The 13262-nt window shown below is 70.5% G+C and carries 9 protein-coding genes; all 9 read right to left on the bottom strand.

What is annotated here, in order from left to right; all coding sequences use genetic code 11:
• Nucleotides 1-2573: FG-GAP repeat protein (locus HFP89_RS13525; protein WP_206212380.1), on the bottom strand; the 2573-nt coding region annotated here is incomplete at its 3' end.
• Nucleotides 2574-3084: 511 nt separating this feature from the next.
• Entirely contained in the window at nucleotides 3085-6213 is a 3129-nt protein-coding gene (locus HFP89_RS13530; protein WP_168718204.1) for a CusA/CzcA family heavy metal efflux RND transporter, read from the bottom strand.
• A gap of 27 nt (nucleotides 6214-6240) precedes the next feature.
• Nucleotides 6241-7680 (bottom strand): efflux RND transporter periplasmic adaptor subunit, encoded by a 1440-nt coding sequence (locus HFP89_RS13535; protein ID WP_168718205.1) that lies wholly within the window; start codon nucleotides 7678-7680, stop codon nucleotides 6241-6243.
• Complete coding sequence (locus HFP89_RS13540) at nucleotides 7680-8891, bottom strand: TolC family protein (RefSeq protein WP_168718206.1); 1212 nt, start codon at nucleotides 8889-8891, stop codon at nucleotides 7680-7682. The genes HFP89_RS13535 and HFP89_RS13540 overlap by 1 nt, the downstream gene beginning before the upstream one ends.
• 73 nt (nucleotides 8892-8964) lie before the next feature.
• A complete protein-coding gene (locus HFP89_RS13545) occupies nucleotides 8965-9348 on the bottom strand; it encodes a hypothetical protein (RefSeq protein ID WP_168718207.1) in 384 nt (127 codons plus the stop codon).
• A 62-nt stretch (nucleotides 9349-9410) separates the two neighbouring features.
• A complete protein-coding gene (locus tag HFP89_RS13550) occupies nucleotides 9411-10280 on the bottom strand; it encodes a fructosamine kinase family protein (RefSeq protein WP_168718208.1) in 870 nt (289 codons plus the stop codon).
• Between the two features lie 56 nt (nucleotides 10281-10336).
• Nucleotides 10337-11008 (bottom strand): hypothetical protein, encoded by a 672-nt coding sequence (locus tag HFP89_RS13555; RefSeq protein WP_168718209.1) that lies wholly within the window; start codon nucleotides 11006-11008, stop codon nucleotides 10337-10339.
• 93 nt (nucleotides 11009-11101) lie between these two features.
• Complete coding sequence (locus HFP89_RS13560) at nucleotides 11102-11530, bottom strand: CBS domain-containing protein (protein ID WP_168718210.1); 429 nt, start codon at nucleotides 11528-11530, stop codon at nucleotides 11102-11104.
• A gap of 83 nt (nucleotides 11531-11613) precedes the next feature.
• Nucleotides 11614-13215 (bottom strand): amidohydrolase family protein, encoded by a 1602-nt coding sequence (locus tag HFP89_RS13565; RefSeq protein ID WP_168718211.1) that lies wholly within the window; start codon nucleotides 13213-13215, stop codon nucleotides 11614-11616.
• Between the last annotated feature and the right edge of the window lie 47 nt (nucleotides 13216-13262).

Genomic DNA, 13262 nt, shown 5'->3' on the forward strand with positions numbered 1-13262 from the left:
TAGGCGCTCAGATCATCCAGCGGCGTGGCGAAGACGAAGCTGCCGTTGGCGTTGATCTGGAGATCGTCGCTGCCGTTGTTCTGCAGCACCAGGCCGCTGCCGGCCAGGCCGGAGACCGTGCCGCCGACGGTGAACGTGTCGGTCACGCAGTCGACCGTCACGTTGGTGACGTTGGCGCCGGCCAGGTTGCCGCTGCCGTTGCTCACCGAGCAGGTCTGGCTGGGGCCCGTGGGCGGGGTCAGCACGGTCACCGCGTAGGCGCTCAGATCATCCAGCGGCGTGGCGAAGACGAAGCTGCCGTTGGCGCTGATCTGGAGATCGTCGCTGCCGTTGTTCTGCAGCACCAGGCCGCTGCCGGCCAGGCCGGAGACCGTGCCGCCGACGGTGAAGACGGAATCGAATACGTAGGCCGCGCCGGCAAAGCTCGCCGCGTTGCTGGCCGGATCGCCATCGACGCCGGTGGCATCGCTGTCCTCGCCTGGCGCACCGACCACCACGGTGTCGCCGGAGACCGCGACCGATTCACCGAACAGATCCCCGGCATCGGTATTGGAGGCCTTGAGGTAGGCCTGCTGCGACCAGCCGGTGCCCGCGCGCACGAACACGTAGGCCGCGCCGGCCTCGGGCGCCGCGTTGCTGGCTTGATCGCCGTCGACGCCGGTGGCATCGCTGTCCTCGAATAGCGCACCGACCACCACGGTGTCGCCGGAGACCGCGACCGATTCACCGAACCGATCCCCGGCATCGGTATTGGAGGCCTTGAGGTAGGCCTGCTGCGACCAGCCGGTGCCCGTGCGCACGAACACGTAGGCCGCGCCGGCACTGATCGCCGCGTTGCTGGCTTGATCGCCATCGACGCCGGTGGCATCGCTGTCCTCGTCTGGCGCACCGACCACCACGGTGTCGCCGGAGATCGCGACCGAGAAGCCGAACTGATCGAAGGCATCGGTGCTGGAGGCCTTGAGGTAGGCCTGCTGCGACCAGCCGGTGCCGGCGCGCACGAACACGTAGGCCGCGCCGGCCTCGGGCGCCGCGTTGCTGGCTTGATCGCCGTCGACGCCGGTGGCATCGCTGTCCTCGTTTCGCGCACCGACCACCACGGTGTCGCCGGAGACCGCGACCGATTCGCCGAACCGATCCCCGGCCCCGGTATTGGAGGCCTTGAGGTAGGCCTGCTGCGACCAGCTGGTGCCGGCGCGCACGAACACGTAGGCCGCGCCGGCCTCGAGCGCCGCGTTGCTGGCTTGATCGCCATCGACGCCGGTGGCACTGCTGTCCTCCCGGAATGCACCGACCACCACGGTGTCGCCGGAGACCGCGACCGATTCGCCGAACTCATCTTCGGCACCGGTATTGGAGGCCTTGAGGTAGGCCTGCTGCGACCAGCCGGTGCCGGCGCGCACGAACACGTAGGCCGCGCCGGCCCGGGTCGCCGCGTTGCTGGCTTGATCGCCGTCGACGCCGGTGGCATTGCTGGACTCGCCCGGCGCACCGACCACCACGGTGTCGCCGGAGACCGCGACCGATCGGCCGAACCGATCCACGACCCCGGTATTGGAGGCCTTGAGGTAGGCCTGCTGCGACCAGCCGGTGCCCGCGCGCACGAACACGTAGGCCGCGCCGGCATTGTCCGCCGCGTTGCTGGCTTGATCGCCGTCGACGCCGGTGGCATCGCTGTCCTCGCCCGGCGCTCCGACCACCACGGTGTCGCCGGAGACCGCGACCGAGAAGCCGAACTCATCCCCGGCCTCGGTATTGGAGGCCTTGAGGTAGGCCTGCTGGGCCAGCGGATCGATGGTGATCGGGTAGCGCGCGGTGTCTGCCTGCACGCGCAGTTCCAGTCGATCGCCGCCGGCCAGGAAGCGCGCCGGCAGCACAACGCCGTCGGCATCCCAGACCTTCAGTCCGGCGTAGGTCAGTCGGGTCTGGCCGTGGCCGTCGACAAAGGCGACGTCGCGGCCGCTGGCCTCGATGCGCGCGCGCAGATCGCCGATCACGTCCAGCGCGAACGCCAGTTCGTCGGTGCCGTCGGAGCTTGCACCGGGCGGCGGCGCATGCACCGTGAAGCCATGCTCCAGGCCGCGCCGGTCGTTGATGAACCATTCTTCCAGGCCGTCACCATAGCGGTAGACGGCGCGAGTGCCCTCGGCGCGCACCTGCTCGGGTGTGGCCACCGGCGCCAGTGCCCCGGCACGGCCCCAGCCGGCCAGGGCCAGTCCCCAGCGCCACTGGCCGTGGTCGGGCTCGACCACGAAGCCCTCGCCCTCGAAGCGGCTGTGCCATTGCTGGCCCGGATTGCGGGCGCGCAGGCGCCCCGGACGATCCTCGACCATCGCGTGCCGGCCGGCCTCGTAGGCGGCGCGAATGCCCTGCCAGTCGGAGGCACTCAGGCCCTCGGGCAGATGCTCGGCGCTGCCGCGACCCGGGGCCGGATCCAGCGAGCCCGGCGGCCCGGTCCACGCCGGATCGGACGACACCGCCGCGGCCGCCAGCGGCAGCAGGGCCGCGAGCAGGAAGGCGGCGCCGGAGCGGACGGAACGGCGCGCTCGCGCCTCGGAATGGATTCTCTGCATGGGGTTCCCCTGACCTTGGTGTCGACAACCCGATCGGTTGCGGTTGACGCGCCTCGACGTCGCCGGCAAACGAACCGACCTCCCTTCAAGCCTTCGATGAGCTTGCTGTCGATCTGCTCTGCTCCGCTGGCAGGCCGCGGTGCACGAAGCCCGCGGCGGCACCGGGAACATAAGCTCGACTCGTTCCAGCATCGGCGCGACCAGGGACCTTGCCCTGCCGATCAGCGCGATGAGGTGCGGGCTGGACGCGGATCGACAGGAAGTATAAGCAGCGCATTTCCCGGATTCCATAGGAATCGGCCATCGGTATCGGACGCTGCGCCGAGCCGGGATTCACCGGTGCGGGCCAGGCGGGGAGCGCAGACACCGCCCGCATCAGGATCGTGAACCGGCGACGCAGGGCGGGGAAGGCATCGATGGCTTCTCCTTTTCTTCGGCCGTGTCTCGTTGGATGAACGGGGCGAACCCATCGTCTCGGCACGAGCGCTCGATTCGGCGGAGGACGGCATGCTCATGACTCGAATCCGCGAGATGCGCTTTGCCCGTGCCACAGCCGGTACGCCGCCGGCAGCACCACCAGCGCCGATAGCCAGACCGCGAACACGCCGCCGATCATCGGCGCGGCGATCCGCTGCATGACTTCCGAGCCGATGCCGGTGGTCAGCATGACCGGCAGCAGGCCGAGGAAAACCGTGGCCTGGGTCATGGTGATCGGACGGACGCGCCGCACGGCGCCCTCGATGATGGCCTGGTCCAGCCCGTTGCCGTCGAGTGCGACGCCAGTGCCGCGGTGCTCGTCCACGGCCTGGTTCAGGTAGACCACCATCAGCACGCAGACCTCGGCGGCCAGCCCGGCCAGCGCGATGAAGCCGACCGCCACGCCGACCGACAGGTTGTAGCCCAGCAGCCACATCAGCCACAGCCCGCCGGCGATCGACAGTGGTGCGACCACCAGCACGAGGGCCACGTCGGAGGCGCGGTGGAAGGTCAGCATCAGCAGCACCACGATGATCGCCAGGGTCACCGGGATCATCAGCTGCAGTCGTTCCGAGGCGCGTTCGAGGTACTCGTACTGGCCCTTGATCGCGAACGCGTAACCGGGCGGGAAGTCGACCTCGGCGGTCAGCACCTCGCGGGCCCGATCGACCCAGTCGCCCAGGTCCTGACCGTCGACCTCGACCAGCACCAGGCCGGCCGGCCGGGTGTTCTCGGTGCGGATTCGCGGCGGCCCGTCGTCGATGGCCACTTCGGCAACCTGGCCCAGCGTGATCGTGCCCCCGTTCGGGGTCGTGAACGGCAGATCGACGAGCTTCTGCGGCGAATCGCGCCAGTCGGCCGGCAGCCGGAGCGTGACCGGGAAGCGTTCCAGGCCTTCGACGGTCTCGGTGACCGTCGCGCCACCGAGACCGAAGCGGACCAGCTCGTGGACGTCGGCCACCGACAGCCCGTAGCGAGCCAGCGCGGGGCGGTCCAGCGACAGCGTCACGTAGCGCCCGCCGGCCGGTCGTTCGGCGAACGCGCTGGCCGTGCCGGGCAGCGATTCGACGCGCTCGGCGATGCCGGTGGTCAGCTGCTGGATGGTGGCCAGGTCCGGGCCGGTGACGAGGATTCCGACGTCGGTCTGGATGCCGGTCTGGAGCATGTCGATCCGGGTCTGGATCGGGAACACGAAGGCGTTGGTCAGGCCCGGGATGTCGACCATCTCGTCGAGCTCGCGCTGGATGTCGGCGGTGGTCGTGCCGGGCCTCCATTGATCGCGGGGCTTCAGCGTGATGAAGGTCTCGATCATCGTCAGCGGCGCCGGATCGGTGGCTGTTTCGGCGCGGCCGATCTTGCCCATCACGCGCTCGACCTCCGGGTGCGAAGCGATGATCCGATCGGTCTGCTGCAGCAGCTCGCGGGCCTCGCCGGGGCTCAGGCCGGGCAGCGTGGTCGGCATGTACATCAGGCTGCCTTCGTCCAGCGTGGGCATGAACTCGCTGCCGATCCGCGAGTACGGAAACAGCGCCGAGGCGCCCAGCGCAAGGCCGACCAGCACGACCAGCAGCGGGCGCTTCACGGCCAGCGCGATCACCGGGCGGTAGACGGTCTGCAGGCCGCGCGCGACCGGGTTGGCGCTGCGCCCGCGCAGCCGGCCGCGGATGAAGTACCCGGCCAGCACCGGCACCAGCGTCACCGCCAGCCCGGCCGCGGCCGCCATCGCGTAGGTCTTGGTGAAGGCCAGCGGCGCGAACAGCCGGCCTTCCTGGGCCTGCAGCGCGAACACCGGCAGGAACGACAGCGCGACCAGCAAGAGCGTGAAGAAGATCGGCCGCCCGACCTCGAGCGCGGCGCGCTCGACCACGGCCCAGCGGCGCGACTCGTCGAGATTCTCGCCCTCGCGCTCGAAGTGACGGTGGACGTTCTCGATCAGCACGATCGCCGCATCGACCATCACGCCGATCGAGATCGCGATCCCGCCCAGCGACATGATGTTGGCGTTGATGCCCTGCAGCTGCATGATCACGAACGCCGCCATCACGCCCAGCGGCAGCGACACCAGCACCACCAGCGACGATCGGAAGTGCCACAGGAACAGTCCGATGATCAGCACCACGACGACGAACTCGCCGACGAGCTTGGTCCACAGCGTCGATACCGCCGCATCGATCAGGCCGGAGCGATCGTAGGTCTCGACGATCTCGACGCCCTCGGGCAGGCTGCCGGCCAGCTCATCGAGCCGGGCCTTGACCCGCTCGATCACCGCGCGGGCGTTTTCGCCGTGGCGCATCACGACGATGCCGCCGACCACTTCTCCTTCACCGTCGAGTTCGACCATGCCGCGCCGGGCGACGGGGCCGCGACGGATCTCGGCGACGTCGCCGAGCAGCACCGGCGTGCCGTCGGCAACCAGCCCGGTGGGAACCGCGCGCAGGTCGGCCAGCGACTGCAGGTAGCCGTCGGCCCGGACCATGTACTCGGCCTCGGCCAGTTCGATCAGCGAGCCGCCGGTTTCGGCGTTGTTGGCTTCGATGGCCTGGCGCAGCTGGCGCAGGTCCAGCCCCAGCGCGCGCAGCCGGTTCGGGTCGGGTATGACCTGATAGCCACGCACCTGACCGCCCATCGTGGCCACTTCGGACACGCCCGAAACGGCCTGCAGCTCGAACTTCAGGAACCAGTCCTGCAGCGCGCGCAGTTCGGCCAGGTCGGTGGTGCCGGATCGATCGACGAGCACGTACTTGTAGATCCAGCCGACCCCGGTGGCGTCCGGCCCGAGCTCGGCGCGCACGCCGTCGGGCAGCCGTCCGGATACCTGGCTGAGGTACTCGAGCACGCGTGCGCGGGCCCAGTACGGGTCGGTGCCTTCCTCGAACAGGATGGTGATGAACGCGTCGCCGAACATCGAGAAGCCGCGCACCGTGTGGGCCCCGGGCACGGCCATCAGCGCGGTGGTCAGCGGGTAGGTGACCTGGTTCTCGACCACCTGCGGCGCCTGGCCCGGATACGGGGCGCGGACGATCACCTGGGGGTCGGACAGGTCGGGAATGGCGTCGACCGGCGTTTCCCGCAGCGCGTACAGCCCCGCGCCGAACAGCACCAGGGCCAGCACAACGACCAGGCCCCGGTGGGCGATCGAGGCGCGGATGATGGCATCGATCATGGCCGACCTCCGTGGTGGGCGACGGACTCAGTGGTGCGCATGCCCGCCTCCTTCCATCCGCGCGCCGTCGGCGGCGACATTGGCCTCGGAGTCGAGCAGGAACTGCCCCGAGGTCACGACCGTCTCGCCGGGGCGCAGGCCCGCCAGGATCGCGACGAACTCGCCGGACTCCATGCCCGAGGTCACGTCGCGGACTTCGAACGACTCGGCGTCGGTGCGCACGATCACCCGCTCGTTCTGCCCGGTGCGGATCAGCGCTTCGCGCGGAACGAACAGGTTGCCGTCGACCGGGCCGGCGAAGATCCGGACATCCACCCACATGCCGGGCTTGAGCAGCGGCACCTCGAGGGCCACCGGCAGGCGGACGCGCTGGGTGCGCGTGACCGGGTCCAGTTCCGGATACAGGTAGTCGATGCGCGCACGGAAGGTCGTCCCCGGCCGGTAGTCGGTGGTGATTTCGGCGACCTGGCCCTCGGCCAGCCAGTCGACCTGGCGGCCGGCCACGTCGGCGATCACCCAGATCGACGTTTCGGCCGCGATCTCGAACAGCTCGAGGTCCGGGGTGACCCGCATGCCGTCGCGGGCGCCGAGCATGCTGACCACGCCGGAGCGCTCGGCATACCAGGGCAGATACTCCAGCGCCCGGCCGTCCCGCTCGATCCGCTCGATGACCGCGTCCTGAACGCCGAGCGTGCGCAGTCGGGCGCGGGCCGAAGACAGCAGGCCGGCGCCGCCGTTGCGCGCGCGCAGCAGCTCGTCCTGGGCGTTGGCGAGCTCGGGCGAGTACAGGGTGTAGAGCAGCGAGCCGGCTTCGATCCGGTCGCCGACGGCGTCGACGGCCAGTTCACCGATCCAGCCCGACACGCGCGAATGGACGTGGCTGAGCCGCTCGGCGTCCCAGGTCACCCGTCCGACCGTGTCGATGCGCCGCCACAGCCGGCCCTCGCGGACGCGCGCGGTGCGCAGGTTCATCTGTTGCTGCACCGCCTCGCCGACCCGCACGGTGCCCGGCGGCGCGAGTTCATCGACGTAGACCGGCACCAGGTCCATGCCCATCGGTGATTTCCCGGGCCGGTCGCGACGGAAGTTCGGATCCATCGGCGCGACCCAGTAGGCGATCTCGCGCTCGCCGGCAGCGGCGGGCTGCGGGTCGGCGTCCGGAGCCATGGCCGACTGATCCATCGAGGAATGGTCCATCGAGGAATGGTCCATCGAGGAATGATCCATCGAGGAATGGTCCATCGAGGAATGGTCCATCGAGGAATGGTCCATCGAGGAATGGTCCATCGAGGAATGGTCCATCGAGGAATGATCCATCGAGGAATGGTCCATCGAGGCGTGGTCCATCGAGGAGGACTCCGTCCCGGTCGACGGGACATCGTGCCGGTCGTCCTGGGCGGTCAGTGCGCCGGCGGCGGTCAGCGACAGCGCCAGCAGCGCGGCGCTCGGGAATCGTTGCTTGGTCATCAGCGGCCTCCCAGGTAGGCGAGTTCGACGCGGGCCAGGTCATGGTCCAGCTGCGCCTCGGTGCGTTCGTGCTCGACGTCGAGTACTTCGAGCTCGGCGGCCAGCACATCTTCGAGCGGAATCGAGCCGTTGCGGTACTTGTCGCGCGCGGCGTCGGCGGCGGCCTGCGAGGCCGGCAGGACCTGTTCGCCGTACAGCGTGACCAGCTCGCCGAATGCCCCAGCGGCATCCCGGGCGCCGGCCCGGCGGGCTTCGAGCGCGCGGCGGACCTGGACCGGCCCGGTCGCCGCGGCCCGGTGCCGGGCGCGGGCGGCTTCGAGCCGCTTCGACTGCCGTCGCTCGGTGAACAGCGGCAGGTCGATCGCCAGCCGGGCGTTGAGCAGCGTGTCCGACGGTGCGCCCAGCGGCGTATCGCCGACCCGGCGACCGACCCCGACCGACCACGACCAGCCCGGGTCGAAGGCCGCTTCGGCCGCGGCGATCTCGGCCTCGGTGCCGAGCAGGTCGGCCGCGGCGGCACGAACCTCGGGGTGGTCGTCCAGGTCGGTCGCGACGATTTCGGGCAGCGAGGCCGGAGACAGGGGAGCAGGCAGCACCACGCCCGGGACCCGCTCGCCGAGCCGGGCCCGCTGCTCGGCCAGGCGGGTGCGCAACCCGGCCAGCTCGCGCTGCACGCGGATCGCCCGGCTGCGCCCCTCGAGCAGGGTCTGCTGGCTGACCCGGCCGCTCTGCAGGCCGTCGTCGAGCGCTTCTGAATAGCGCTGCAGCAGTGCGGCGCGCTGCTCGGTCAGCTCGATCAGGTCCTGCAGGCGAACGGTGGTCACCCAGGCCGTCCGGACCTCGGCCCGGACCTTCAGCGCACGGGCCCGGGCCTCGAGGGCCAGCCCTTCGGCGTCGGCGGTGGCGCGACGGGCCCGGGCCTCGCGCAGCGAACGGGCCGGCACGCGCTGCTCGATGCCGAGCTGCAGCTGGGTCATCGGCTCATCGATGATGTCGAAGTCCGGCAGCGGCACGCTCTGGGCACCGAGCTGCAGTTTCGGGTCCGGCAGCTGGGCGTCGGCGACCGCGTCGAGGACGCGCGCATCGCCGCGCGCGGCCAGCGCCTGCAGCGTCGGGTCGGCTTCGATCGCGAGGCGTTCGGCCTCGCTCAGTTCGAGGGCGCCGGCCGGTTGAACGGCAAGCGCCAGGAGCACTACAACAACGGTACGCATGGTCGATCTCCAGTCACGACAACAGCACGCACGGGCCGGCGGCCCGTACGAACGACGGTGAATCGGGGATCGACTATTCGTCGAAGCGGACGTGGACCAGGTGCGGTCGGGGCCCGGCGCGGGCCAGCGCCGAGAGCGGCGGCGGGCCGTCGCGCTGGAGTGACCCGCGCGGCACGGCGTCGGCCGAAGCGGACGGCAGCACCATGACGAACTGGCCCGGATCGACGCTGCGCGCGCGATCGGCGGGCTCGGCCTCGTCGCAGTCCGGCGGCCCGGCCTGGTCATGGCAGGGCTGCGGCGGGCAGTGCGGGCAGTCGTGGGTCGCCATCGGCGGCGGCTCGGACTGCATCGCCATCACGCACGGCGTGGCCACCACCGTGGCCCACAGCACGACGAACAGCACCGCATGGAAGCGGGCCAGTCGGGGCAGGAGGCGGCGGATGCGATGCAGGACCATGGCGATAGGATACCGCAGCGCCTGCAGGGTTCCCGATCACACGACGATTCAGGCCGGATGCATCAGCCTGTCAGCGCCGCTATCCGCCGTCGTGCGTCGTCGAGGTAGGCGCCTCCGAACAGCAGTGCGTGGTTCAGTACGTGGTAGAGCTGGTAGAACGCCCGGCGGCGTTGCCAGCCGGGTTCGAGCGGCCAGGTCGCGTCGTAGGCCTGGAAGAACGCCGCGCCGAACCCGCCGAACAGGGCGGCCATGGCCAGGTCGCACTCGCGGTCGCCATGGTGGACGGCCGGGTCGAAGACCACCGGCGTGCCGTCGGCCAGCATCCCGGCGTTGCCGCCCCACAGGTCGCCGTGCAGCAGCGACGGCACGGGGCGGTGGTCGGCGAAGTCGCGCTGCCAGGCCTCGCGCAACCGGTCCGTGGTGCCGGGGTCGAACCCCGTTCCCGCCTCGGCCAGCCGCTCGATCAGCGCACCGATCCGGTGCCGGAACAGGAACTCGGTCCAGTCCTCGGTCGGCGTGTTGACCTGCGGCGTGGCGCCGATCCGGTTGTCGCGCTCCAGGCCGTGCCGTTCGGCGACGGCCGAGCGGTGGTGCTCGGCCAGCGTCCGCCCCAGCGATCGGGCGGCAGCGGTCGTCAGTGGCCGCAGGTCCAGCCATTCGAGGACCAGCCAGGTCTCGCCGCCGGTTTCCAGCAGGTCATGAAAGCGGGGGATGCGAAGGCAGGCGGGCTCGGCAAGGCGCTGAAGACCGTCGGCCTCCGAGACCAGCGGGTCGTCGAACTCCCTGCGGGCACCCTTGACGAAGCGTGCCCCATCGGGGCCGTCGAGCCGGAAGGTGGAGGTGGCTCCGGCGCCGCCGAGCGGGCGGAGTCGAACGGCGTTTGCGGGGAGGCCGAGCGCCCGGGCCAGCGTTTCGGTCTGCTCGGTGCGCATCGGGCCGGATGAACGGAGCCGGTCCGTGGCGGACCGGCTCCGAAAGCAGTCTCGGTTCAGGCGCTCGCGCGCTGCCGCATGACCAGCGTGCCGACCACGGCCATGGTCAGCAGCAGCACCGCAAGCCCTGCCGCAGACAGCGTCGGCACCGTGGTGGCCTGCGGCGCGCCGGCCGGGCGGAAGCTGGTCAGCAGCATGGCTTCGCCTGCGCCGCCGTTGGCGGAGATTTCGAAGAAGAACGTGCCTTCCGGCGGCAGCCCGCCGAAGCCCTGGGGCGCCGGTGGGTTGGCGTAGCGGTCGTCGCTGGCCTCGCCGCCGCCGCCGCCGCCGCCGGTGAAGATGTTGAAGTCGCCGCCGGCTCCGGCGCTCGGCGTGCCCCAGGGGTCGCCGTCGGTCGGCTGGCCGACGAGCTCGGCGTCGAGATCGAGCGCGCCCCCGTTGGTGTCGAAGATGATCGTGCCGTAATCCGCGATGGTAAAGGTGCCGTCGCCGCTGGTCGAGCCGCTGACCGTGATCTCGAAATCGAGCACCGCCGGGTCGGGCAGGTTCCAGACGAAGTCGCCCGGCGTGGCCACGAGATCGCGGTCCAGCACGATGAAGCCGCTGGCCGTGGTGCTGCCGGTGGCGTCGGACCACTCGAGCGTGTACTCGACCGGGGTCTGAGCGCCGGCGTGGGCGGCGGCGAAGGTGGCGACGAGCGCGAGGCTGGCGAGCAGGCGTGATTTCATGATTGAAGTCCTTGAAGTGTCGGGTCAGGGCCGAGAGGATACCTGCTCGGCGGTCGGCTCACGAGCCCCGCGTGCCTGGCCGAGCTGCGAACGTCAACCGGTGACGTAGCGCTCGAGCTGCTCGATCAGGTGATGCTGGTCGTCGATCACTGCGTTGACCAGGTCGCCGATCGAGACCACGCCCTTCAGGTCCTTGCCGTCCATGACCGGCAAGTGACGGATGCGCTTGCGGGTCATCAGGGCCAGGCCGGCATCGGCGGCAGCGCCGGGATCGATGGTGATCAGCGGCGCGGACATGATGTCGGCGACCTTCGTCTCGCGTGAACTGCGGCCTTCCAGGATGACCTTGCGGGCGTAGTCGCGCTCCGACATCATGCCGATCGGCATCCCGTCGTCGGTGACCAGCAGCGCGCCGATGCCGAGTTCGGCCATGCGTCGGACCGCGTCGAACACGCTGCTGCCCGGATCGATCCAGTGGATGTCGTGGCCCTTGCGATCGAGAATCTGCTGAATCGTGTGCACGGCCGCTCTCCTTTGGCTGGACTCGATTCCAGTATAGGCCGTCGATGGCCGATCGGACAATCGCCCGGGCGGCGTGGCCGGGATCAGTCTCCGGTTCCCGGTTGTTCGAGGCTTCGTCCGGCCGCCTGCCAGGCCTCGGCCACCATCGCGCGGACCTCGGCGCGCAGCGCCGCGGCGTCGAACACGATGCCGTCGCGGACCGTCCACTTCACGCCGCCGGCGCGCACCGTGCGGTTGTCCTCGGTGACCCGGATCGCGCCGGTGCCGAGCAGCACCTGCCAGTCGGCCAGCGGGTTGGCGTCGACCACCAGCAGGTCGGCGCGCTTGCCGACCTCGATCGAGCCGGTCTCGTCGTCCAGGCCGAGCGTCTCGGCGCCATGCAGGGTGGCCGCGCGCAGCACTTCCAGCGGGTGGAAGCCGGCTTCCTGCAGCAGCATCAGTTCTTCGATGGTGCCGAAGCCGTAGAGCTTGTAGATGTAGCCGGAGTCCGAGCCCACGGTGACCCGGCCGCCGTGGTTCTTGTAGTCGTTCAGGAAGCTCATCCAGCGGCGGAAGTTGTCCCGCCAGGCGATCTCGTCGGCGGTGGTCCAGGCGAACCAGTAGCTGCCGTGGGCGTTGCGATCGGGGGCGAAGAAGTCCCACAGCGAGGGCAGGGTGTAGTCGGCGTGCCACTCGGCGGTGCGCGCGGCCATGAAGTCGCGATTGGCCTCGTAGATGGTCAGCGTCGGGTTGAGGGTGAAGCCGAGCTCGATCAGCTCGTCGCGCACGGCGTCCCATTCCGGGTCGCCGGGCCCGGCGGCCTGGGCCCAGAGCCGGCCGGCTTCGGCGAAGCGGTGCTGCTCGTCGGCGTAGTTGTAGTCGGCCGGGTAGTGCTGGAGGGTCCTGTCGTGGAACATCGCTTCGGGCAGACCGTACCAGTGCTCCATCGTGGTCAGGCCGGCCCGCGCGGTGTCGAGCACGTCGGCCCGGGCCACGTCCATCTGCGCGTGGTGCATCGCGCTGCCGATGCCCTGCTCGCGGCACTCGTCGATCGCGGCCAGCAGGATGTCGGGCCGGGCGCCGAAGAACTTCACGCCCTTCGCCCCGCGCTCGGCGACCTCGCGGACCCAGCGCCGGGCCTGCTCCGGTGAGGTGATCGGCTCGTCGCGGCCCATGCCGAAGGCCACGTACGGCACCAGCTTCGGCGCGGCGATCTCGCCGGCGGCGCTGCGCTTCGCTTCCGAAAGCGTCCAGTCCAGTCCGTTGAACGAGCCCGGGTCACGCACCGTGGTGATGCCGTGGCCCAGCCACAGCTTGTAGACGTACTCCGCCGGGGTGCCCTGGGCGGCGCCGCCGATGTGGCCGTGCAGGTCGACGAGGCCGGGCAGGATGTAGTGGCCGGACACGTCCAGCTCGCGCCCGCCCTCGCTCAGTTCGGGCCGGTCCGCCGCTGCGATCGGCAGGCCCGGTGCGCCGAGCGTCACGATCCGGCGGATCCGGTCGTTCTCGATGACGATATCGACCGGGCCGACCGGCGGCGCGCCGGTGCCGTCGACCAGGATGCCGCCGCGCAGGATCAGCTGCTCGAACGGACCGTCGCCGGCCTGCCGGTCCGGGGCCGGTTCGATGCGGGCCGTCGCCGGCGTTGTCAGGGCGAGCGCCAGGATCAGCGCGAGGAAGCGGGGCAGGGAGGCGTGCAGGGGCATTCGGGTCTCCAGTCGATGGGCCGGAACGAAACGCGCCCGGCGGGGCC

Source organism: Wenzhouxiangella sp. XN79A, from assembly GCF_012272825.1.
Lineage (GTDB): Bacteria > Pseudomonadota > Gammaproteobacteria > Xanthomonadales > Wenzhouxiangellaceae.